15 protein-coding genes, 3 tRNA genes and 3 rRNA genes are annotated in these 23,688 nt (G+C 61.6%); 15 read left to right on the plus strand and 6 right to left on the minus strand.

Going from position 1 to position 23,688, the window contains the following annotated elements:
- Positions 1–92 precede the first annotated feature (92 nt).
- From FIU91_RS07555 to FIU91_RS07595, 9 genes are all read left to right on the plus strand, one after another.
- Positions 93–1,554 (plus strand): 16S ribosomal RNA (locus FIU91_RS07555).
- A gap of 140 nt (positions 1,555–1,694) precedes the next feature.
- A tRNA-Ala gene (locus tag FIU91_RS07560) sits at positions 1,695–1,770 on the plus strand.
- A 176-nt stretch (positions 1,771–1,946) separates the two neighbouring features.
- Positions 1,947–2,023 (plus strand) — tRNA-Ile (locus FIU91_RS07565).
- A gap of 462 nt (positions 2,024–2,485) precedes the next feature.
- Positions 2,486–5,939, plus strand: a 23S ribosomal RNA gene (locus FIU91_RS07570).
- A gap of 137 nt (positions 5,940–6,076) precedes the next feature.
- Positions 6,077–6,191 (plus strand): 5S ribosomal RNA (gene rrf / locus FIU91_RS07575).
- Together the 16S, 23S and 5S rRNA genes with 3 tRNA genes alongside form the textbook arrangement of a ribosomal RNA operon.
- 59 nt (positions 6,192–6,250) lie before the next feature.
- Positions 6,251–6,327 (plus strand) — tRNA-Met (locus FIU91_RS07580).
- A 377-nt stretch (positions 6,328–6,704) separates the two neighbouring features.
- Positions 6,705–7,790, plus strand: a complete 1,086-nt coding sequence (locus tag FIU91_RS07585; RefSeq protein ID WP_093012389.1) for a TRAP transporter substrate-binding protein — start codon at positions 6,705–6,707, stop codon at positions 7,788–7,790.
- Positions 7,791–7,911: 121 nt separating this feature from the next.
- Positions 7,912–8,823: a TRAP transporter small permease subunit gene (locus FIU91_RS07590; RefSeq protein WP_172974964.1), complete on the plus strand. Its 912-nt coding sequence runs from the start codon at positions 7,912–7,914 to the stop codon at positions 8,821–8,823.
- A 60-nt stretch (positions 8,824–8,883) separates the two neighbouring features.
- Positions 8,884–11,244: a TRAP transporter large permease subunit gene (locus FIU91_RS07595; RefSeq protein ID WP_152462037.1), complete on the plus strand. Its 2,361-nt coding sequence runs from the start codon at positions 8,884–8,886 to the stop codon at positions 11,242–11,244.
- An 87-nt stretch (positions 11,245–11,331) separates the two neighbouring features.
- Here FIU91_RS07595 and FIU91_RS07600 read toward each other — a convergent pair whose 3' ends face one another.
- The 3 genes from FIU91_RS07600 to FIU91_RS07610 all read right to left on the minus strand — a co-directional run bounded on the left by FIU91_RS07600 (position 11,332) and on the right by FIU91_RS07610 (position 13,168).
- Complete coding sequence (locus FIU91_RS07600; RefSeq protein ID WP_152462038.1) at positions 11,332–12,144, minus strand: arginyltransferase; 813 nt, start codon at positions 12,142–12,144, stop codon at positions 11,332–11,334.
- Positions 12,145–12,233: 89 nt separating this feature from the next.
- Positions 12,234–12,677: an RDD family protein gene (locus FIU91_RS07605; protein WP_093012401.1), complete on the minus strand. Its 444-nt coding sequence runs from the start codon at positions 12,675–12,677 to the stop codon at positions 12,234–12,236.
- A gap of 68 nt (positions 12,678–12,745) precedes the next feature.
- Positions 12,746–13,168 carry a DUF2852 domain-containing protein gene (locus FIU91_RS07610; RefSeq protein WP_093012404.1) on the minus strand — a complete coding sequence of 141 codons (423 nt, stop codon included), beginning with the start codon at positions 13,166–13,168 and terminating at the stop codon, positions 12,746–12,748.
- A 176-nt stretch (positions 13,169–13,344) separates the two neighbouring features.
- Here FIU91_RS07610 and FIU91_RS07615 point away from each other — a divergent pair, with 176 nt between their 5' ends.
- Together FIU91_RS07615 and FIU91_RS07620 are read left to right on the plus strand one after the other, a co-directional pair.
- Positions 13,345–16,125 carry a glutamine-synthetase adenylyltransferase gene (locus FIU91_RS07615; protein ID WP_152462039.1) on the plus strand — a complete coding sequence of 927 codons (2,781 nt, stop codon included), beginning with the start codon at positions 13,345–13,347 and terminating at the stop codon, positions 16,123–16,125.
- The gene (locus tag FIU91_RS07620) at positions 16,122–16,394 is read left to right on the plus strand and encodes a hypothetical protein (protein ID WP_152462040.1); all 273 of its coding nucleotides are present in this window, start codon (positions 16,122–16,124) and stop codon (positions 16,392–16,394) included. The genes FIU91_RS07615 and FIU91_RS07620 overlap by 4 nt, the downstream gene beginning before the upstream one ends.
- A 4-nt stretch (positions 16,395–16,398) precedes the next feature.
- Here the strand turns inward: FIU91_RS07620 and FIU91_RS07625 are convergent, their stop codons facing one another.
- Positions 16,399–17,043, minus strand: coding sequence for a bifunctional 4-hydroxy-2-oxoglutarate aldolase/2-dehydro-3-deoxy-phosphogluconate aldolase (locus tag FIU91_RS07625; RefSeq protein ID WP_172974965.1), 645 nt, complete (start codon positions 17,041–17,043; stop codon positions 16,399–16,401).
- 55 nt (positions 17,044–17,098) lie between these two features.
- A complete protein-coding gene (edd, locus tag FIU91_RS07630; RefSeq protein ID WP_152462041.1) occupies positions 17,099–18,904 on the minus strand; it encodes a phosphogluconate dehydratase in 1,806 nt (601 codons plus the stop codon).
- 235 nt (positions 18,905–19,139) lie between these two features.
- Between edd and FIU91_RS07635 the strand changes: the two genes are divergently transcribed.
- From FIU91_RS07635 to FIU91_RS07650, 4 genes are all read left to right on the plus strand, one after another.
- Positions 19,140–19,811 carry a DUF6778 family protein gene (locus FIU91_RS07635; protein WP_254702064.1) on the plus strand — a complete coding sequence of 224 codons (672 nt, stop codon included), beginning with the start codon at positions 19,140–19,142 and terminating at the stop codon, positions 19,809–19,811.
- Positions 19,812–19,848: 37 nt separating this feature from the next.
- Entirely contained in the window at positions 19,849–21,051 is a 1,203-nt protein-coding gene (locus FIU91_RS07640; RefSeq protein WP_152462042.1) for an RSP_2647 family RNA methyltransferase, read from the plus strand.
- On the plus strand, positions 21,048–21,611 hold the full coding sequence (locus tag FIU91_RS07645) for an RSP_2648 family PIN domain-containing protein (RefSeq protein WP_152462043.1): 564 nt from the start codon (positions 21,048–21,050) through the stop codon (positions 21,609–21,611). Before FIU91_RS07640 ends, FIU91_RS07645 begins: the two co-directional genes overlap by 4 nt.
- Positions 21,612–21,688: 77 nt before the next feature.
- Positions 21,689–22,774, plus strand: a complete 1,086-nt coding sequence (locus FIU91_RS07650) for an ABC transporter ATP-binding protein (protein WP_254702065.1) — start codon at positions 21,689–21,691, stop codon at positions 22,772–22,774.
- A gap of 146 nt (positions 22,775–22,920) precedes the next feature.
- Here FIU91_RS07650 and FIU91_RS07655 read toward each other — a convergent pair whose 3' ends face one another.
- A complete protein-coding gene (locus FIU91_RS07655) occupies positions 22,921–23,598 on the minus strand; it encodes a YafY family protein (protein WP_152462044.1) in 678 nt (225 codons plus the stop codon).
- Positions 23,599–23,688: the final 90 nt, after the last annotated feature.

The following is a 23,688-nucleotide window of genomic DNA, read 5'->3' on the forward strand; positions in this document are numbered from 1 at the left end:
GACGTAAGCACGTGAGAACAGATGGCCTTTCACTTTTAGTCGAGTGGAGGGATGTGCTTGGGTTCGAACGTCAAGAACACCTTAGGGTGTTTCAACTTGAGAGTTTGATCCTGGCTCAGAACGAACGCTGGCGGCAGGCTTAACACATGCAAGTCGAGCGAAGCCTTCGGGCTTAGCGGCGGACGGGTGAGTAACGCGTGGGAACGTGCCCTTCTGTGCGGAATAGTCCCTGGAAACGGGGTTTAATACCGCATACGCCCTTTGGGGGAAAGATTTATCGCAGAAGGATCGGCCCGCGTCTGATTAGGTAGTTGGTGGGGTAATGGCCTACCAAGCCGACGATCAGTAGCTGGTTTTAGAGGATGATCAGCCACACTGGGACTGAGACACGGCCCAGACTCCTACGGGAGGCAGCAGTGGGGAATCTTAGACAATGGGCGCAAGCCTGATCTAGCCATGCCGCGTGAGTGATGAAGGTCTTAGGATCGTAAAGCTCTTTCGCTGGGGAAGATAATGACGGTACCCAGTAAAGAAACCCCGGCTAACTCCGTGCCAGCAGCCGCGGTAATACGGAGGGGGTTAGCGTTGTTCGGAATTACTGGGCGTAAAGCGCACGTAGGCGGATCGGAAAGTTGGGGGTGAAATCCCGGGGCTCAACCTCGGAACTGCCTTCAAAACTATCGGTCTAGAGTTCGAGAGAGGTGAGTGGAATTGCGAGTGTAGAGGTGAAATTCGTAGATATTCGCAGGAACACCAGTGGCGAAGGCGGCTCACTGGCTCGATACTGACGCTGAGGTGCGAAAGTGTGGGGAGCAAACAGGATTAGATACCCTGGTAGTCCACACCGTAAACGATGAATGCCAGTCGTCGGGCAGCATGCTGTTCGGTGACACACCTAACGGATTAAGCATTCCGCCTGGGGAGTACGGTCGCAAGATTAAAACTCAAAGGAATTGACGGGGGCCCGCACAAGCGGTGGAGCATGTGGTTTAATTCGAAGCAACGCGCAGAACCTTACCAACCCTTGACATCCTGTGCTACATCGGGAGACCGATGGTTCCCTTCGGGGACGCAGTGACAGGTGCTGCATGGCTGTCGTCAGCTCGTGTCGTGAGATGTTCGGTTAAGTCCGGCAACGAGCGCAACCCACATCCTTAGTTGCCAGCAGTTCGGCTGGGCACTCTAGGGAAACTGCCCGTGATAAGCGGGAGGAAGGTGTGGATGACGTCAAGTCCTCATGGCCCTTACGGGTTGGGCTACACACGTGCTACAATGGTGGTGACAGTGGGTTAATCCCCAAAAGCCATCTCAGTTCGGATTGTCCTCTGCAACTCGAGGGCATGAAGTCGGAATCGCTAGTAATCGCGTAACAGCATGACGCGGTGAATACGTTCCCGGGCCTTGTACACACCGCCCGTCACACCATGGGAGTTGGTTTTACCTGACGACGGTGCGCTAACCTTCGGGAGGCAGCCGGCCACGGTAAGATCAGCGACTGGGGTGAAGTCGTAACAAGGTAGCCGTAGGGGAACCTGCGGCTGGATCACCTCCTTTCTAAGGATGACCTGGCAGATCGTCACGACGATCTCGAGGGTCACTTAGCAGTCCTTCATGGACATATAAGACCGAACCGTCCTCATATCTCTTCAGAACGCTGGGTCCTGCACGGATCGCCGTGCGGGGTTCCATAGCACGGGGCCTTAGCTCAGCTGGGAGAGCGCCTGATTTGCATTCAGGAGGTCAGGAGTTCGATCCTCCTAGGCTCCACCACGGCTTCTTGCGCAGCAAGGATGCCGAGTGCGCGGCAGGGCATTGCGAAGCAATGTCCCGAGAGCGTCACCCGGTAGCCATTCAGGCGCATCGGCCCCGCTGGACAGCCCTTTCGGCAGCTTTTGCTAGCAAAAGCGCCTGTCGGGCGACGCCGATTTTGCAAAGCAAAATCAGCTGGGTCGGTAGCTCAGGTGGTTAGAGCGCACGCCTGATAAGCGTGAGGTCGGAGGTTCAAGTCCTCCTCGACCCACCACTTCCTCCTGACGGGGGATTTGGTCCCAGAACTCGTCCCGATTAGATCGATCAGCCGTTTGCGAACGTCTGTTCCGTCCAATCGGACGCCTCAATGACATCGTTAAGAGAGATACAATCAACATTGCTTGGTTGCCATAAGTGTTTGGCGACCTCAGTTGGTCTCACCTCGAGTGAGCGGTATGCGCCGGGTCTAGCCGACCTTGTTCATATACCCCTTCTGAAACGAGCAATCGTTGTCCAAGTCAAGTACACTAACCACTCACTGTCTTTGCATAGAGGCAGTGAGACAAGTGCTTTATTGCGACGAAACCTTTGGTCTTGAGCGGCAATCGTCCTCAAGTAGCCGAAGGCGGTAGGACACAATAAAGCGCGGGAAAGTATGCTTTTGATCGGTAGGATACGGGCTGTGTCGCCTTGCCTTCGCGCAGGGACGGCAGAGATCCTGTCTCTTACTGGATCAAATCAAGCGCGAGAAGGGCGTTTGGTGGATGCCTTGGCAGCAAGAGGCGATGAAGGACGTGATACTCTGCGATAAGCCGCGGTGAGCCGAGAATAGGCTTTGATCCGCGGATCTCCGAATGGGGCAACCCACCTGATACTCAGTTATTATTAGCCGCAAGGTTCTTGATAATTGGGTAAAACAGGGACTTATGACCTGAATATATAGGGTTATAAGAGCAAACCCGGGGAACTGAAACATCTAAGTACCCGGAGGAAAGGAAATCAATTGATACTCCCCTAGTAGCGGCGAGCGAACGGGGACCAGCCGAGCCTTTAGAGTGACCGGAACATGGTGGAAAACATGGCCGTAGCGGGTGACAGCCCCGTACGGGAAGCTCGAGAGGACGTATTAAGTAGGGCGGGACACGTGAAATCCTGTCTGAAGATCGGGGGACCACCCTCGAAGGCTAAGTACTCCTTGCTGACCGATAGCGAACCAGTACCGTGAGGGAAAGGTGAAAAGCACCCCGACGAGGGGAGTGAAACAGTACCTGAAACCGAGCGCCTACAATCAGTCGGAGCTTGACTGGACTCTTATGACAATCTGCGGTCATGGTCCTGCCTGAGGAATTGAGCGGCATAAAGCCCTCAAGCAAAGACAGGTAGGGACGAACATGGCCGACGGGACGTTTGCAGTATTGTTGCTGGTGGCGGGATTGACCGACATGAGCGCGAATTACTGCGGAACGGGAACGGGTTGCCTTGGCAAGACGGAGACGTCGCCGCGACTGGCCTTGTCGGCCGGCTCGGTGATCGAACGCAATGCCGAGGAAAGCCCGGAGATCTATCTTCGCTACGATCCGGGATACCGGCTCGGGCCGTTCGGCACGAGCCTGGGTCTGTCGACGGGCGAGGCGGGATCGTGGATCGGTCTCGGGGCCACCTACACGGTGCCCTTCGGATCGACGCCGTTCTATGCCGAACTGCATGCGATGCCGGGTCTATATGTGGAAGACGAGTTCGATCTCGGCGGGCCGGTTGCGTTCCGCTCGGGGGTGGAGCTCGGCTACGAGATGCGGAATGGCTGGCGCGCGGGCGTCAGCTATGACCATCGCTCGAATGCGGGGATCTACGACGACAATCCCGGGATCGAGACGGTGCAATTCCGGATCTCGGTGCCATTCTAGGCGAGAGCAGATGTTATAAGTGTCCAGTCTTGTGACGGCGTACCTTTTGTATAATGGGTCATCGACTTGGTCTATCTAGCAAGCTTAAGCCGTTAGGTGTAGGCGCAGCGAAAGCGAGTCTGAATAGGGCGCCTGAGTTAGATGGATCAGACCCGAAACCGAGTGATCTAGGCATGACCAGGATGAAGGTTAGGTAACACTAACTGGAGGTCCGAACCCACACCTGTTGAAAAAGGTCGGGATGAGTTGTGCCTAGGGGTGAAAGGCCAATCAAACTCGGAGATAGCTGGTTCTCCGCGAAATCTATTTAGGTAGAGCGTCATCCGAATACCCCGGGGGGTAGAGCACTGGATGGGTAATGGGGCCCCACAGGCTTACTGATCCTAACCAAACTCCGAATACCCGGGAGTACTAGATGGCAGACACACTGCGGATGCTAACGTCCGTAGTGGAGAGGGAAACAACCCTGACCTACAGCTAAGGCCCCCAATTCATGGCTAAGTGGGAAAGCAGGTGAGACGGCCAAAACAACCAGGAGGTTGGCTTAGAAGCAGCCATCCTTTAAAGATAGCGTAACAGCTCACTGGTCTAAACAAGCTGTCTTGCGGCGAAGATGTAACGGGGCTCAAGCCATGAGCCGAAGCTTAGGATGCCGTATGGCATGGTAGCGGAGCGTAGTGTGACATAGGTTCATTCCTCCTTAGTGGGTTCGCCCACATTGGAGGAGAGAGCTTTACTGTGAAGCCGGGGCGTAAGCCATCCGGTGGAGTGATCACTAGCGAGAATGATGACATGAGTAGCGACAAAGAGTGTGAGAGACACTCTCGCCGAAAGTCCAAGGGTTCCTGCTTAAAGCTAATCTGAGCAGGGTAAGCCGGCCCCTAAGGCGAGGCCGAAAGGCGTAGTCGATGGGAACCAGGTTAATATTCCTGGGCCAGGAGATGGTGACGGATCCCGGACGTTGTCGATCCTTATCGGATTGGATCGGCAGCCAAGGGGTCCCTGGAAATAGCCCTCCATGAGACCGTACCCTAAACCGACACAGGTGGACTGGTAGAGAATACCAAGGCGCTTGAGAGAACGACGTTGAAGGAACTCGGCAAAATACCTCCGTAAGTTCGCGAGAAGGAGGCCCAGTTTCTACGCAAGTATTGGCTGGGGGCACAAACCAGGGGGTGGCGACTGTTTACTAAAAACACAGGGCTCTGCGAAGTCGCAAGACGACGTATAGGGTCTGACGCCTGCCCGGTGCCTGAAGGTTAAAAGGAGGGGTGCAAGCTCCGAATTGAAGCCCAGGTAAACGGCGGCCGTAACTATAACGGTCCTAAGGTAGCGAAATTCCTTGTCGGGTAAGTTCCGACCTGCACGAATGGCGTAACGACTTCCCCGCTGTCTCCAACGTCGACTCAGCGAAATTGAATTGCCTGTCAAGATGCAGGCTACCCGCGGTTAGACGGAAAGACCCCGTGCACCTTTACTACAGCTTCAGACTGGCATCAGGCATGTGATGTGCAGGATAGGTGGTAGGCTTTGAAACCGGAACGCCAGTTCCGGTGGAGCCACCCTTGAGATACCACCCTTCGCCTGCTTGATGTCTAACCGCGAACCGTTATCCGGTTCCGGGACCCTCTGTGGCGGGTAGTTTGACTGGGGCGGTCGCCTCCTAAATCGTAACGGAGGCGCGCGAAGGTTGGCTCAGAGCGGTCGGAAATCGCTCGTTGAGTGCAATGGCAGAAGCCAGCCTGACTGCGAGACTGACAAGTCGAGCAGAGTCGAAAGACGGCCATAGTGATCCGGTGGTCCCAAGTGGGAGGGCCATCGCTCAACGGATAAAAGGTACGCCGGGGATAACAGGCTGATACTGCCCAAGAGTCCATATCGACGGCAGTGTTTGGCACCTCGATGTCGGCTCATCTCATCCTGGGGCTGGAGCAGGTCCCAAGGGTACGGCTGTTCGCCGTTTAAAGAGGTACGTGAGCTGGGTTTAGAACGTCGTGAGACAGTTCGGTCCCTATCTGCCGTGGGTGTAGGATACTTGAGAGGAGTTGCCCCTAGTACGAGAGGACCGGGGTGAACGATCCACTGGTGGACCTGTTGTTGCGCCAGCAGCAGTGCAGGGTAGCTATGATCGGACAGGATAACCGCTGAAGGCATCTAAGCGGGAAGCCCCCCTCAAAACAAGGTATCCCTGAGGGCCGTGGAAGACCACCACGTCGATAGGCCGGAGATGTACGCGCAGCAATGCGCTCAGTTGACCGGTACTAATGGCCCGATAGGCTTGATTTGATCCAGTAAAAGGCAGGATTGCCAAACACTCGGACCAAAAGCACACAAACCCGCAATACAAAACTCGGACAACAAAGGTTGATCCCCTTCATTCCAGAAGGACACCAAAGCGCAAACGCGCTGCGGGCTTTCCTCGGTTTGGTGGTCATAGCGCGAGCAAAACACCCGGTCCCATTCCGAACCCGGCCGTTAAGTGCCGCAGCGCCAATGGTACTGCGTCTCAAGACGTGGGAGAGTAGGTCGCCGCCAAACCTAGTAAAGCCCGATCAATAACAAACGTATCTCTCATAACGATAAAATATAACAAATACCGCGGGATGGAGCAGTCCGGTAGCTCGTCAGGCTCATAACCTGAAGGTCGTAGGTTCAAATCCTACTCCCGCAACCAGCTTTAGCGAACAGGCCGCACCCGAAAGGGTCGCGGCCTTTTTGGCTCGTGCGAAGGGCGCAGGCTGGAGCGGCGGGTATGCTCGCTTAGGGAGCGGCATGCTTCTCGGCATCTGCTATCGAGCTCCAAGGGCGTGCCTCAAAATACGCTTTCAAAATGCATTTTTTCTTTCGCGCAAGAATTGTTCCTTCTGCTTCTGTCCAGAGTTTTTTTCGGTCATTTCCCGTCCGTTAGGAACCAATAGGTGTTTCGTGACGACGTTATTCTGGCTACCTTTCCAACACTTAACGATCCGCTTGGGCAGGGCGATTCGTGATTTACGGGGACAGGGAACCTCGTGGTTGCATCCTCCCAAGCTATAAAACGGGAGGAAATCTATGGATCGTCGTTCTTTTCTGAGAAAGTCCGCTATCGGCGGCTCTGCCGCTGCGGCTTCAACGCTCGCGGCACCGCTCTATGCACAGGGCAATCGCACGCTGACGATGGTGACCTCGGTCCCCGACGGCTTCGCGATCTTTGATGACGCGGCCAATTACGCGGCAAATGCCATCACCGAGATGACCGACGGTCAGATCACCATCAACAAGCAGCCCGCCGGCTCGCTCGTTGGTGCGTTCGAAGTGTTCGACGCCGTATCTTCCGGCCAGGCTGACCTTTACCACTCGGCCGAGTATTACTTCCTGAACCAGCACCCGGGCTTTGCCTATTTCACCGCCGTGCCTTTTGGCATGACGGGCGTCGAGATGCTGGCCTGGTACTATCATCAGGGCGGTGCGGAGCTTCACCAGAACCTCGCGAGCCTCTTCAATCTGCGTCCGTTCCTTGCGGGGAATACCGGGATGCAGCCGGGCGGCTGGTTCAATTCCGAGATCTCGTCGGCAGATGACCTGCAGGGTCTGCGCTTCCGGATGCCGGGCCAGGGCGGCCAGGTGCTTGGCCGGCTCGGCGCATCGGTGCAGAACATTCCCGGCGGCGAGATCTACCAGGCCCTGTCCTCGGGCCAGATCGACGGCGCGGAATGGATCGGGCCCTTCGCGGACGAGCGTCTTGGCTTCCAGGAAGTCACCAGCCTCTACTACACCGCCGGCTTCCACGAGCCGGGCTCGGCACTGTCCCTGTCGATGAACCTCGACGTCTGGGAAAGCCTCACGCCGGCGCAGCAACGCATCGTCGAGATCGCCTGCGAAGCGACCCACGCCAACAACCTGGGGATGTCCTGGGCTGAGAACGGCGCGGCGCTCAAGCGTCTTCAATCCGAAGGCGTCCAGGTGCGTGAATTCCCCGACGATGTCTGGCAGGCCTTCGGCACGGCTGCGGCGGAAGTCCGGCAAGAGAGCATGAGCGACGACCTCTTCGCGGAAATCTCCAACAGCTACTTCGAGGCGATGGAATCGACCTCCGCATGGTGGGAGATCGGCGATGGCGAGTATATCCGCCAGCGCAACCGCGTGAACGCGGGCTGATCGACACTCCAAGACAGATCCGCCCGGTCCATGCCGGGCGGATTATCTTCGCGATACGAAAGACGAGGCGGCGCGCGTGGCCCGGCAACCCGGCCGTGATGTCTGCCCGGAGGGAAGCCACTTGATCGAGTTCGTTCTTTGGTTCGTGACGAACATAGTGCTCGCGCCATATAACCTGCTTCTGGCGATCGCCAATCCAGCCGCCTGGCTGAACTGGTCGAACCCCGAGGCGGTGATGCGCTTCATCTATTACGGGGCGTCGGTCGAGCTGTTCTTCATCGTGTTCACGGCCTTCGTGGTCGTCACTCTGATGGGCATGTTCTGGCGGCGCAGCATTCTGTGGGCCGGCGTGCGTATCCTCGAAGGAATCGCGAACGCTGTCGGCCGCACTGCAGCCTGGGCCGGCCTTCTGATGGTTCTCGTCCAGGTGATGATTGTTTTCCTGCAGCGTATCTTCCGCGTGGCGGAGATCCAGCTCGGCCCGCTCGGCACGACGCTCGCGATGGACTTGAGCTGGTGGGCCGAGGGCCTGAAATTCTACAATGCGCTGGTCGTGACGCTTTGCGTGTCCTGGACCTTTGTTCAAGGCGGGCATGTGCGCGTCGATCTTTTCTATTCGAAGGTCAAGTTCCGAACCAAGCGCGTCATCGATATGTTCGGCGCGATCTTCTTCATGATGCCGGCGATCGGCCTGACCTATCTCTACGCCTGGTTCTTCATGTGGCGGCACCTGATGACGCCCGCGGTGACCTCGACGAGCGATCTTGACAGGATGCTCATGCAATCGCGGATCTTCCGATGGAACGTGGAGACGATCGGCTTCAGCCCGAACGGGTTCAACGCGTATTTCCTCTTCAAGGTGCTGATCGTGGTGTTCTGCGTGATGGTGCTGATGCAGGCGGTCGCGGTGTTCTGGCGGGCGTATTGCGAATTCGTGGAAGGGCCCGAGAGCGAGGACAAGTATCTCGATCGGGACGTCACCGGCAGCGCGGCGCAGGACATCGAACACGCGGCGCATTCGGGATATTCCTGAGCGGCCGCTTAAAGGGAACAAAGACGCCCGCTGCAGGGCGCAGCTGAGGGACGGACAGACATGCTTTTCGGGTTGGATGGGGTCGAGATCGGCCTGATCATCGTATTCCTGACGCTCTTCGCGGGAATCATGACCGGCTTCCCGGTGGCCTTCGCCATCGGCGGCGCGGGCGTGATTTCCTTTGCCATCATCGCGGCGCTCGACGGGGCGGGTCTTCTGATCCACCAGGCGATTGATGTCGGATCGGCGGAATATTCCGCGCTTCTGGCCGAGGGCGTGGCGCGGGACGCGATATCGACCTTCACTTTCCCGGAATTGCCCCGAATAGAAGAGCCGCTCTTCCCGGGCGGCTGGGAGCAGGCGCTCGAGCGCAACATCTCCTTCATCGTCAACCGCATGAACGAGCGCGTCATCGCGGGTCAGTCGATCGAGACGCTGCTTGCGGTCCTCATGTTCGTCATGATGGGCATCACGCTTGAGCGTTCGCGCATCGCTGAGGATCTGCTGACCACGATGGCGAAGGTCTTCGGCCCGTTGCCGGGCGGCCTTGCCGTGTCCATCGTCATCGTCGGTGCATTCCTTGCGGCCTCCACCGGTATCGTCGGGGCGACGGTCGTGACCATGGGTCTTCTGGCCCTGCCGACCATGCTGCGGAACAATTACTCGCCCGAACTGGCAACGGGTGTCATCGCGGCAAGCGGCACGCTCGGCCAGATCATCCCGCCTTCGATCGTCATCGTTCTTCTCGGCACGCTTGTCGGAGACCTCTACGCGACAGGACAGGAAACGCGGGCGCAACTCGCCGGATGTACGGACGCTCTGACCTATCTCGGTGAGCCGGCCGTTCTCTCGGTCGGCACGCTTTTCCAGGCGGCGCTGCTGCCCGGCCTTTTCCTCGCTTTCCTTTACGCGGGATATGCCTTCTGCTTTGCGCTGTTCCGTCCGAATTCGGCGCCGCCGGTGATCTCGACCGATGCGAGCGGCGGAGAATACGTGACGCCGAATGAAGCGCTGACTTGGTATCTTCTTGCGCCGGTCGGTCTGATCGTCGCTGTGGTCATCGGCTTCTCCACCGGCATCATCGGCAGCCAGTCGATCACGGTGTCGGATTATGCGGACACCGGAGGCAGCAGCGCGGCGCTCCGGACGAACGTCTCGCCGCAATGTCAGGAGGCGATGATCGAGCTGCACGGCCAGGCCGCCTGGGACCGGGCGGTGGAGACGCGGGCGGCCGAAGGGGGGAGCGCGACCAATGAGGTCGTAGAGCTCACCGAAGAGGAACGCGCCGCTGCGCTCGAGGCTGCACGCACCAACGCGCCGCCGATCGGCACCGGCATCGCGGTCATGTTCACGATTCTCGCTCTCACGCTCATCGTCGCGCGCGGCGTCGCACCGAGCGCATCACCGGTTCCGCTGATCGTCGGGGCCGGGGGCGTTGTGCTCGCCTTCCTGCTCGACATCCTCTTCGTCTTCCCCGGCACGGGGCCCGCGGCCACGTTCCTCATCATGACGATCCCGATGGCGCTGACACTCTTCGGAACCACCTACGCGATGAAGCGGCTCTCGCAGAATGAACTTCTGCGCGTGGTCTTCCCGCCGCTCGTTCTGATCGTGGCCGTGCTGGGCTCGATTCTTGGAGGGATCACCAACCCGACGCCGGCTGCGGCGCTCGGCGCGGCCGGGGCGATCATGCTCGCGGCCTATCGCAAGCTGAAGGAAGAGGGCAATCCGCTCGCCAAGATCGTCATCTGGGCGTCCTTCGCGATCGTTATCATGATCTTGTTCGGCGTGAATTTCGATCTCAGGATCACGCGTGAGAACGTGCCCACCGCGGACTGGGTCGCCTATATCATCGCGCAAATCGCCTACCATTTCGCGTTTTTCGGGCTGCTCTACAGCTGCTGGGTGCTGTTCCGGATGACGATCCTGGGTCCGGTCGTGCGAGAGACGGCGAAAGTGACCTCGATGGTCTTCACCATCCTGATCGGCTCACAGCTTCTGAACCTCGTGCTGATCTCCTTCGGGGGCGAGCATTACATCCAGCAATTCCTGCGCTCGTTCGAGAACGAGCTTGCGGTCTTCCTGCTGGTGATGCTGATCCTCTTCATCCTGGGCTTCGTGCTCGACTTCCTCGAGATCATCTACATCGTCGTCCCCATCGTGGGTCCGGTGATCTACGGCGGCACACTCGATCCCAAATGGGTGACGATCATGATCGCGGTGAACCTGCAGACCTCGTTCCTGACGCCGCCCTTCGGCTTCGCGTTGTTCTACCTGCGCGGGGTTGCTCCGAAGGAAGTGACAACAGGCCACATCTATCGCGGCGTGTTGCCCTTCGTCGGAATCCAGGTTCTGGGCCTCGGGCTTCTGTGGCTCTTCCCGGGGATCGTGACCATCGTTCCGGATCTCATTCCGAATTGAGGCAGGCCGTCGAAACAAAGAAGAACGCCGCGAGAAAATCCTCGCGGCGTTTTGCATTGGTGGAGGCGAGACGCTGGGCGAACGTAATCAGCGCACGGTATCGGGGAGCGAGATATTCGCGACTTGCTCCGCGATGGGGTTGGTCCCGCCGGGATTCAGATCGTCCGAGAAATCCTCGTCGCCGTGAAGCCGGGTCCACTCGCCACCACGGAAGACCTCTAGACCGGTGAAGTTGCGCTTGTAGCCCATCTTGGCGCTGCCGGGCACCCAATAGCCGAGATAGACGTAGGGCAGCCCCGCATCCCGCGCGATCTCGATGTGATCGAGGATCATGTAACCGCCCAAGGATTGCCGCGGCAGGTCGGGTTCGTAGAAGGAATAGACCATCGACAGCCCGTCATCGAGTACGTCCGTCAGGCAGACGGCGGTCAGGTGATCGCTCTCGCGGTCGACATATTCGATCACTCGGCTGCGGATCGGTGTCTCCTCGATCATCGCGGCGAACTCGAAGATGTCCATATCGGCCATTCCGCCATCGGCGTGACGATGGTCGAGATAGCGCCGGAAGAGACCGTATTGCTCCTCGGTGGCCCAAGGGCTCGTCGCGCGGCGCACGAGGTGCGCGTTTCGCTTCGCGGTGCGCTTCTGGCTTTTGGACGGGGCGAAGCGCGCGACGTCTATCCGCGCCGACAAGCAGGCCGCGCAGTCGGAGCAGGACGGACGGTAGAGCACGTTCTGCGAACGCCGGAACCCCTGTTTCGACAGCGAGTCGTTCAGCTTTTCGGCCTGCGGTCCCTGAAGCGCTGTGAACAGCTTCCGCTCCATCCGTCCCTCGAGATAGGGGCAGGGCTGCGGGGCTGTCACGTAGAACTGGGGGGCAAGCGGAAGGGTGTGGCGCATGGTGGGCGTCGGTCCGGGATACTCGTCAGATGAACCCGAACGGTAGCAATGAAACTTGGGCGCGCCAAGATGTGACGCGCACCTATCTTTCAGGCCCGCCGGTTCAGCATGACGGTGCCGAGAACGAGGTCCGAAAGGCCCTGGCGGCGCTCGGTCGTGAGCATCAGCACGATGGAGCCGACCTGCACGATCGCGGTCGAGATGGACAGCGCGTAGCCAAGCGTATGGAGGAAGGCGAGCCCGGTATCTAGGCGCTGCCCGTAGGCGTCGCGCAGCTCGATCGCCATGGCGCGCATGCCCCAGGTGGCCGAACCGTTCGCAAGCGTGATCCAGCGGTAGACGAAGCTGATCGCCAGCCAGACGACCGGCAGGAAGAACAGCGCGATGCCGAGCGTGAAGACCACCACGGGCACGACCAGGATGCCGACGAGGATCGTGTCGATCACCCAGGCCAGGAAGCGCTTCGAGGTCACGCTGTCGTAGAATTCCGGCTGCGCGACGGGATCGGGAAGATGGTCAGTAACAGCGTGCATGTGCGTCTCTCGTTATGCTTGTGACGGTCATGGCTCCGGGACCCATATGGGCCCCGGATGCGGGTTTGTCAGGAGGCGTCCGCATCGCGCTCGTCCTTTGCGCGGCTTTCGCGCTCGGACATGAACTCGTCGAACTCGGCTTTGTCGCGGGCTTCGCGCAGGCGGTGCAGGAAGCTCTCGAACTCGGCCTGCTCTTCCTCGAGCCGGCGCAGCGTCTCGGTCTTGTAGGCGTCGAAGGCGGTGTTGCCCGACCCTTTCATCGCCGAGAAGGCGTGACGGGTGGAATGACTGCGGCGGGACGTGCAGGAAAACATGCGTTTGCTCCAGATCATGTAGGCAAGAAGGGCGAGGCCCACGGGCCAGAAGAACACGAAGCCGAGGATCATCGCGACGATCCAGGCGGCCTTGCCTTTCCGGTCGAGCCACGCTTCGGCGCGGCTGAGCCATCCCGCAGTCGCGGGAAGCGTGGACATCTGTGCGGTACTTGTCATTTCGGTCTCCTTCGAATGCGGGTCAGATCGCGGTTTCGTTATGTGAATGTGTTTCACATCTCATGAGATCGGTATCTGCCATGTCGCTTTCAAGGGTCGATGTGAAATGTTTTTACATTTTTGGTGGGGAGATTGATTTCCTTGCAGTTTCCCGGTGGACATGGCCAAGTCCAGACATGGATTTCGCCTCCCGTATCACCCGCTCACCCCGACCTTTCGATGCCGAACAGGGCGAGGAGGCACGCGCCGCTGTTCCCTGGGCGTCGCCTGACGTCGCGGAGGTTGTCGCGGGCGCAGGCGGCTCTGCGCCGTATCTCAAGACGCTGATCGAAAAAGAGAGCGATTGGCTCGAAGGTGCGGTCGACGATGCCGAAGGCGCGATCGCGGCGCTCTTTGCGTCGCTGAAGTCGGGGGCCACAGGGGATCGCGCGGCAGATTTGCGGAGAGCCAAGCGCCGGGTCGCGCTTTTGACGGCCCTGGCCGATCTTGGCGGTGTCTGGGACCTCGAGACGGTGACAGGCATGCTTACCGACTTCGCGGACCTGTCGGTGCAACTTGCGCTCGAGGCTGCGGTGGGTGCCGAGATCTCGCGCGGCAAGCTGCCCGGCGCGACGGAGGATGACATACCGCAGGCCGGCGGCATGGTGGCGCTCGCGATGGGCAAGATGGGCGCGGGCGAGCTCAATTATTCCTCCGATATCGACCTTATCTGCCTGTTCGACGAGACGCGGTTCGATCCCGACGATTTTCACGACGCGCGATCGAGCTTCGTTCGCGCAACGCGCAAGGTCTGTCAGATGCTCTCGGATCACACGGCTGAGGGGTATGTCTTCCGCACCGACCTGCGCCTGCGCCCCGATCCGGCGGTCACGCCCGTCTGCATGGCGATGGAGGCTGCGGAGCGCTATTACGAAAGCCTTGGGCGCACTTGGGAACGCGCGGCCTATATCAAGGCGCGCGCGGCCGCAGGTGATGTCGATGCCGGCGAGCGGTTCCTGACGGCACTGACGCCGTTCGTCTGGCGGCGCCATCTCGACTTCGCCGCGATCCGCGACGCCCATGACATGCGCCTGAAGATCCGCAAGCATAAGGGGCACGGGCAGCGCATCGTGCTCGAAGGGCACGATATGAAACTCGGTCGTGGCGGCATCCGCGAGATCGAGTTCTTCACGCAGACCCAGCAGATCATAGCGGGCGGCCGCGATACGGATCTGCGTGAACGTGGCACGGTGACGGGGCTGACGCAGCTCGCAAAGAAAGGCTGGATCCCGGGCGATACGGCCGAGACCCTGTCGCGCCATTACCGGGCGCATCGAGAAGTCGAGCATCGCGTGCAGATGATGAACGACGCGCAAACGCACCTGTTGCCGAACAACGAGGAAGGGTTCGAGCGGCTCGCGGCGCTCATGGGGCGCGATATCAAGGACTTGAAGGGGGATGTTCGAGCGCGACTTGAAGAGACGCACGCGACAACAGAGGGCTTCTTCACGCCGGACAATGGCAGCGCCGCGCCCGAAGCCGATGCGGATTTCGGTGCCGAGATTATCGGGCGTTGGCCAGCCTATCCCGCCTTGCGTTCATCGCGCGCGGTCGAGATCTTCGAGCGGCTGAAGCCAGAGATCCTCGCGCGCCTGCAAAAGGCAGCGCGTCCTGAGGAAGCGCTGGTCGCCTTCGACGGCTTTCTCGAAGGGTTGCCGGCAGGCGTCCAGCTCTTCTCGCTGTTCGAGGCGAATCCGCAGCTTATCGATCTTCTGATTGATATTGTCGCGACATCACCGGATCTTGCGCGGTATCTTTCACGCAATGCCAGCGTCTTCGACGCGGTGATCGGTGGCGATTTCTTTGAGGAATGGCCAGGTCTCGAGGCATTGACCGCGTCGCTCTCGGCGACGCTCGAGCGGGAAGGCGATTACGAAAGCCGACTCGATGCGGCGCGGCGCTGGGGCAAGGAATGGCACTTCCGGGCGGGCGTGCATCTGTTGCGCGGGCTGACGACACCCGACGAGGCCGCGCGGCAATATTCCGACGTGGCGGAAGCTTCGCTAGCGGCGCTTTGGCCGGTGGTCTGCGAATATTTCTCCCGTCGTCACGGCACGCCTCCGGGCCGCGGGGCCGTCGTCCTCGGTATGGGTTCGCTTGGTGCGCGGCGGCTCCATGCGCGCTCGGATCTCGATGTCATAGTGATATATGACGCCGCGGGCATCGAGGCTTCAGACGGGAAAAAGTCCCTGTCTTCAAGAGCCTATTATGCGCGGCTCACGCAGGCGCTGGTTGCCGCGATCACCGCGCCGATGGCAGAGGGCCGTCTTTACGAGATGGATATGCGCCTGCGCCCCTCGGGCAATCAGGGGCCGGTCGCCACCGCGCTCCAGGCGTTCAAAGACTACCAGGAAAACGAAGCCTGGCTGTGGGAGCATCTCGCGCTTACGCGGGCGCGCCCGGTCGCGGGGCAAGCCGAGCTTGCGCGGGAGGTGGACGAATTTCGCGACACTCTACTTGCGGCGCGTCGGGGGCGTCGGGAGGTGCTCGGCGAGGTTGCGAGCATGCGGGCCCGGATCGCGTCGGCCAAGGGCCCGGGTGGAGGCTGGGATCCCAAGATCGGACGCGGCCGGATGCAGGAGATCGAGCTGCTTTCGCAAGCCTGTGCGCTCCTTGCGCCAGCAACTCCGCGCGCTCTGCCGGAGGCTCTGGACAGCGGCGTCGAAATCGGTCTTCTCGAGCCTCGAGATGCGGAGAGGCTGAAGTCTGCCTATGCGCTTCTCTGGTCAGTGCAGGTCTGCGTGCGCCTGATCTCGGATGGCGCATTCGATCCAGCGGACGCCGGCGCCGGTGCGGACGCATTTTTGCTGCGCCTAACGGAGGCAGGCGATATCGCGGGGCTCGAAGCAGACATGGAGGCACGGGCCGAGGCGGCGGGCCGTGTCATCGACCAAGTGCTGGAGAAAGGCACGGAATGAAAGAGACACACCAGATGGACCCCAAGGGTCTCATTCGTGAGGCCTACCGGATCGACGGGATCACGGCCGAGGATTGTCGCACGATCTTTCTCGACTGGGCACTGACGCTGCCGGTCGAGGTCGACAACGGTCAGGCGATCGAGACCATGCTCGAACTCCACGGTGTCGAGGGGCATCCGATGACGAAAGTCCTTCGCGAGGGGCTGAATACGCTGCAACAGCCGCGCCGCCGGGGCGGTGCAAGCGGGCGCGGGCGCTCCTCTCATTGAGGGCTCAGCGGGGCAGTCCGGCCGCTTCCTTTGCAAGGCGCGTGATGCCCTCCCAATCGCCGGATTGCATCATCTCTTTCGGGGCGACCCAGGAGCCGCCGACACAAAGCGTATTGGACAAACCGAGGTAGTCGGGCGTGTTCGCAAGCGATACCCCGCCCGTCGGGCAGAAACGAACCTGCGGCAGCGGCGCCCCGATGGCTTTCAGCGCCTTGGCGCCGCCATTGGCCTCGGCCGGGAAGAACTTCTGTACAGTATAGCCGCGTTCGAGAAGCCGCATGACTTCGGTCGACGTGGCCGCGCCGGGCAGGAGCGGCAGGTCGTGCGCCTCGCAGGCATCGAGAATCGCATCGGTCGCGCCGGGCGAGACGCCGAAGCGCGCGCCAGCTTGAACGGCAGCCTCGACATCGCGTGGCGATAGGAGCGTGCCCGCGCCCACGACGCCGCCCTCGACCTCTGCCATCTCGGTGATCGCCTCCAGCGCCACCGGCGTGCGGAGCGTCACTTCCAGAACCGGCAGCCCGCCCGCGACCAGCGCCTCGGCAAGAGGGCGGGCATGCGCGACATCGTCGATGACAAGAACGGGAATGACCGGGGCGAGCCGGCAGAGAGCTTCGGATTTCTGGCTGGCTTCGGTTGCGGTGATCATCGGTCGGGCCTCGGGCGTCTTGAGTTGATCGGATTGGCGGTGAAGGGCAGGGCGGTCAGACGACCACCGCCGCCCCGTTCGAGGCGAGGCCGACATTCTGGCGGAACGCTTCGAAGAGCTCGCGCCCGACCCCGTGGCCGTTGTCGGTGAGGTCTGGCGTGGCTGCCTCGCGGCTGTCGAAATCCTCGGCAAGGCAGGTGATCTCGCCTTTGACCGCATCGACGCGGATCATGTCGCCGTCACGCACGCGGGCGAGCGGGCCGCCCTTGGCCGCCTCTGGCGAGAGGTGGATGCAGGACGGCACCTTGCCAGATGCGCCGGACATGCGTCCATCGGTCACGAGCGCCACCTTCAGGCCCCGATCCTGAAGAACGGCGAGGGTCGGCGTCAGCGAATGCAGCTCGGGCATCCCGTTCGCGGTCGGGCCCTGGAAACGCACGACAACCACGGTGTCCTCGGTGAACTCGCCCGCCTTGAAGGCCGTTTTCACCGCTTCCTGATCCTGGAAGACGCGCGCCTTTGCCTCAATGACGTGGCGCGAAGCTTCGACCGCCGAGGTCTTCATCATGCCGCGCCCGAGATTGCCGTCGAGTTGCTGCAGCCCGCCCGTCGGCTGGAACGGATCGGAAGCGGGACGCAGGATCTTGTCGTTCTGCGTTTGGCCCGCCCCGGGCGCGTAGACGATGCGTTCGCCTTCGAGCTTGGGCTCCTGGGTGTAAAGCGACAGCCCGTCGCCCGCGACGGTGCGGACGTCGTCATGCAACAGCCCTGCGGTGAGAAGCTCGCCGATCATGTAGGACAGGCCGCCCGCGGCGTGGAAATGGTTCACGTCGGCAAGCCCGTTCGGATAAACCTTTGCCATCAGCGGAACGGCGTTGGAGATCTCGTCGAAATCCTCAAGCTCGAGCTCGATCCCTGCAGCGCGCGCCATCGCGGGCAAGTGCAGGACGAGGTTCGTTGATCCGCCCGTCGCCATCAGTCCGACGATCCCGTTCACGAAGGCCTTCGCATCGAGGATGTCGCAGACAGGGCGGTAATCGTTGCCGAGGGCGGAGATCCCGGCGGCGCGTTCCGTTCCAGCGCGGGTTAGCGCGTCGCGGAGCGGTGTGTTCGGGTTGACGAAGGATGCGCCCGGCAGGTGCAGGCCCATGAACTCCATCAACATCTGGTTGGAATTGGCGGTGCCGTAGAAGGTGCAGGTGCCCGGCCCGTGATAAGAGGCCATCTCGGCTTCCATCAGCTTGTCCCGGCCCACTTCTCCGGCGGCGAATTGCTGGCGGACCTTGGCCTTCTCGTCATTGGGCAGACCGCTTGTCATCGGCCCAGCGGGCAGGAAGATACCGGGGATGTAGCCGAAGGTCGCCGCGGCGATCACGAGGCCCGGCACGATCTTGTCGCAGACCCCGAGATAGAGCGCGGAGTCGAACGTGTTGTGCGAGAGCGCAACGCCCGCCGCGAGCGCGATCACGTCACGCGAGAAAAGCGACAGCTCCATGCCGACCTGGCCTTGGGTGACGCCGTCACACATCGCCGGAACGCCGCCTGCGACCTGCGCGGTGGCGCCGGCATCGCGCGCCGCGGCGCGGATGAGATCAGGGAAGCGCTCGAACGGCTGATGCGCCGAAAGCATGTCGTTATATGCCGTGACAATTCCGATATTCGGGCTGCGCTCACCAGCGAGGGCGGCCTTATCGTCGCCCATCGCCGCGTAGGCATGGGCCTGGTTGCCACAGGACAGGTGCGCCCGGCGGGGGCCTTCATCCGCCGCGCGCCGCATCCGGTCGAGATAGGTGCTCCGGCGCGCTTCGGAGCGCTCCTCGATCCGTTCGGTGACTTTGGCGATGGTGGAATTGAGGGTCATCGAGGCGATCTCCCGTCTGGCATTACGGCTCTCATCTAGCTTGGTTAGCGCTAACGGTAAAGCGGAAACCCGTAACTCAAGACGGGTATGCGCGTTCTCGAGCGGGCCGGACGGTCCCATCTCGCGACGCCGCCCTTGCGCGAAAATGACCCCGGACACGCCCCAATCGCGCCTCAAAGGACGGTCATCAGAGGAGAGTGCAAGAAAAAGCGCTCTGCGTGAATGGAGTGTCAGAATGATTACGACGAAACATGTCCTCGGCCTTGTTGCCCTTCTTGGGCTGTCGGCCTGCGCCAGTGTCGATACCGCATCCCGGAACGAGACCGGCATCACCAGCGCACCGGCCGCGATTGCCGCGCCCGCAGGTGCTACCGAAGCGGCCCCGCGGCTCGCGCAGATTGCGCTGACCGGCTACGAGGTCGAGGTTCCGGGCTATCTGAAAGTGTCCGAAGCCAACGCGTATATCCCGCGTGCCGACATCGTCTGGCGCGGCGATGCGCCGGGTGACCGCTACCGCCAGGTCGGAGCGATCTTCGAGGCCGGGCTCGCCCAGGCCGCGCCGACCCTCCAAGGCAGCGTTCCGGCCCATGCCAAGATCACCGTGCGGCGCTTCCACGGCCTGACGGAAAAGGCGCGCTACACGACTGGCGGCGTTCACAACATCATCTTCGACCTTGCGCTCTACGACCCCGCGACGGGTGCGCTGCTGCGGCCGGTGGAGACAGTGCATGCGGACATGCGAGCGCTCGGCGGCAACCGCGCCATCGAGGCCGATGCGGCAGGACAGACGCAGAAAGTGCGCGTGACCGAACATCTGCGCCGGACCCTTCTTGAAGAGTTGACCCAGCCAGGCGGTCACGAGAATGCGCGGCTCGGCGTGATCCAGGCGCTGAATTACGCGCGCTGATCTTCCCCCGGCTCTGGCGAGTGGATAAGAGGGCGCCATGACAGCGCCCTCTTTTTCGTATCCCGTCCTCCGCATGAAGCCCAAGGCCAATGCCCGTGCCATCCGGCGTGGCTTTCCTTGGGTCTTTTCCAACGAGCTTGTGCTCGACCGCCGCGCGAAGGCGTTGGCGCCGGGCAGTATCGCGATCCTCGAAGATGCCGAGCATACGCCGCTCGCGCTTGTGGGCGTGAACCCTGCCTCCAAGATCGCAGCGCGCGTTCTTGATTGCGACACCAACGCCACGATCGACCGCGACTGGCTCGAGGCGCGGCTCGCCAAAGCGCTGTCCCTGCGCCAACGCCTTTATGACGCGCCGTTCTATCGTCTCGTTCACGCCGAGGCAGACGGTCTGCCGGGGCTGATCGTCGACCGTTTCGGCGATACCGTTGTCGTGCAGCCCAACGCCTTCTGGGCCGATACCTTGATCGAAGAGATCGCCGATGCGCTGATGGCCGTCACGGGCGTCGCCAACGTTCTGAAGAACGCAAGTGGGCGGGGACGGCACCTCGAAGGGCTCGATGATCTGGACGTGACGCTTCGCGGTGAGGCCCCGGATGCGCCAATCACGGTCGAGATGAACGGCGCGCGATACATGGCGGATCTGACTGGCGGGCAGAAGACGGGCCTTTTCTTCGACCAGCGGCCCAACCAGGCCTTCGCGCAGCGCCTGGCACAAGGCGCGCGCGTTCTCGACGTCTTTTCCCATGTCGGCGGCTTTGCACTGGCTGCGTTGGCGGGCGGCGCAAGCTCGGCGCTCGCCGTCGACGGCTCGGCCCCGGCGCTCGCGCTCGCGCGGGACGGCGCCGAGGCGATGGGCGCAGCGGAGCGGTTCGACACCCGCGAAGGGGATGCGTTCGAGACGCTGCAGGCCCTCGGACAGGAGGCCGGGCGCTTCGACCTCGTGATCTGCGATCCGCCCGCATTCGCGCCCGCCAAGCCGGCGCTTGATGCGGGGCTACGCGCCTATGAGCGCGTGGCGCGTCTCTCGGCGCCGCTCGTCGAGGAGGGCGGCTACCTCGTCCTCTGCTCCTGTTCGCACGCGGCGGACCTGTCATCGTTCCAAGGGGCGTGCCTGCGTGGCATCGGCCGGGCCGGCCGCCGGGCGCAGCTCATCCACACGGGCGGTGCCGGGCCCGACCATCCGCTCCTGCCGCAACTGGCCGAGAGCGGATATCTCAAGGCGTTGTTCTTCCGGCTGTGAAGGTTCTGATCGACACCTGTGTGCTTTACCCCACGGTCCTGCGGGCCGTCACGCTGGGTGTGGCGCGCACGGGTGCGTTCACGCCGCTATGGTCGGCACGGATCCTCGAGGAATGGGCGCGCGCGGCCCGCAAGCTTGGCCCGGGCGGCGAAGCCCAGGCGCGCGCCGAGATTGCGGAGCTGCGCCAAGACTGGCCCTGCGCCGAAGTGGCCTGGCCGTCTTCGCTCGAGGCGCGGCTCTGGCTGCCCGACTCGAACGACGTGCACGTGCTGGCGGCGGCGATCGCGGGCTCGGCGGATGTCATCCTGACGCACAATGCTCAGGATTTTCCGCGTGGTCCGCTCGCCGACGAGGGGCTGTCCCGCGCGGATCCGGATGGGTTTCTCCTTGGTATCTTCAAGGCCGATCCCGAAGGTGTCGCAGCCGCGGCGGATGCGGTTCTCGCCGAGGCACGCCGCCTCTCGGACGCGGATTGGCAGATCCGCCCGCTTCTCAAAAAGGCCGGTCTGCCGCGTCTTGGCAAAGCCCTTGCGTCTCAAGGTGACGACGCCGCGTCTTGAACCCGGCACGGGCGGCTGCTAGCTGCCTGCGGAACCCGACGCTTTCCATCGGCTTTCATGGTAAGGAGGCCCGCGCGGTGCCCCAGAACGCGCCCCGGCTCGAGATCAGGAATCTGACCCGTACTTTCGAGGGAAAGACGGTGGTCGACGACGTGTCGCTGTCGATCCTGCCCGGCCATGTGACCTGTCTTCTCGGCCCATCGGGCTGCGGCAAGTCGACGACCCTCAGGATGATCGCGGGCGTCGACATGCAAAGCACGGGCGAGATCTATGTCGATGGCAAGCTTGTCTGCGACACGATTTTTCGCGTGCCGCCGGAGCGGCGCTCCATCGGTCTGATGTTCCAGGATTTCGCACTGTTTCCGCATCTGTCGGTGGCGCAGAACGTGGCCTTCGGTCTGAAAGGCGACAAGTCCGAGAACCGCGAGCGGGTCGAACAGCTTCTCGATCGTGTCGGTCTTCTGCACTACATCGACGCCTTCCCGCACGAATTGTCGGGCGGTGAGCAGCAGCGCGTGGCGCTCGCCCGCGCCCTTGCGCCGCGTCCGCGCGTGATGCTGATGGACGAGCCGTTCTCGGGTCTCGACAACCGGCTCCGCGACGGGATCCGGGACGAAACGCTCAGCCTCCTGAAGGAAGAGGGGACCAGCGTTCTTCTGGTCACCCATGAGCCGGAAGAAGCGATGCGCATGGCCGACGAGATCGCGCTGATGCGCGATGGGCGGATCGTGCAGCGGGGCGCGCCCTACAACATTTATAACTCGCCCGCAGACAAGGCGGCGGTGGCCTTCTTCTCGGACATCAATGTGTTGAGCGGCACGGTTCAGGGCGCGCTGACCGAAACCCCCTTCGGCCAGTTCCTCGCGCCGGGCGTGCCCGATGGCGGGCGAGTCGACATCGTCTTCCGCCCGCAGCACGTCTCCATCGATTTCGACCGCCAGGGACGCGGGCCGAACCCCACCTCGCTTCAGGGCACACCCGCACGCGGTGTTGTCGAGAGAGCGCGCTTCATGGGGTCCGAAAGCCTCGTCGAGTTTCGCATGGATCATGACATGCAGGTTCTGCGCGCGACGGTGCCCAACGTTTTCCTGCCGAAGGTCGGCACGCCGATGTGGCTGTCGATCCGGCGCGATCGGTGTTTCGTCTTTCCCTCGGACGAGTAGGTGACGTTGCGGCATCCAGCCGAGGCACCCGAAACTTAAAGATTTCACTTCCGTGAATCTTTTTCGGAACGCTCGGTGCCTCTTATTAACGAGTCGTGACGAGTTTTCTTTTTTGGTTGGTTTGTATGTGCCGGGCGTTCCACGCATCAGCTTCGGCGTTCAGAGCTCAAATCCCGGTAATCGGAGAGCCGCTTGCCCGGCTCGTCAACGAACAATCCCGGCAACGGCTGAAGGGAGAGAACGCGGTCGATGCGGAACGTGTCGAAGGCGTTTGAGGTCTCGTCCCACACGATAGCTGTCCAGATCCGGCCCCAGTAATCGAGTTGCAGCGGCCTCACATCGCGGGTTTTCGGGTCGCCCCTGAGCGTCACGCGCAGTTTCTGGCGGGCGCGCACCGCCTTGCGAAAGGCTGGCATGTGCCGAAACCCTGCCGCGGCTTCCGCGAAAGGGTAGGTGGCAAAGCCAAAGCGCTTTGCGGCGTCGCTCGTGTCTTCCGGCAAAGCCGCGTCGAGCTTTTGCGATAATGTCAGGGCCGCTTCCGACAGGCTGTCGAGTTCAGCCGCGCCGACCGTGGCAAGACCCAGATGCAGCGCCTCCATTTCCTCGTCTGAGAGGTTGAGCGGCGGCAAGGTCGTCATGGGCCGCGCCGCGTAGCCGCGTCCGCGCGCGCCTTCGATCGGCACGCCCGAAGCGGACAGGGTGTCCATATCCCGGTAGATCGTGCGGAGCGAGACGCCAAACGTACGGGCCAGATCCTCGGCGCGGTGCACCCGTCCGTCCTTCAGCCGCAGCATCAACTCGTAGAGGCGGTCGGCACGATTCATTCTCGCGATTCTCCGGGATAACGCGGCACTTTTTGCCATGAAGCTGACAACTGACAGGATAGTGACAAAATATTCGACATTTCCACCCTC

The sequence above is a fragment of the Roseivivax sp. THAF30 genome (genome assembly GCF_009363575.1).
Taxonomy (GTDB): Bacteria; Pseudomonadota; Alphaproteobacteria; order Rhodobacterales; family Rhodobacteraceae; genus Roseivivax; species Roseivivax halotolerans.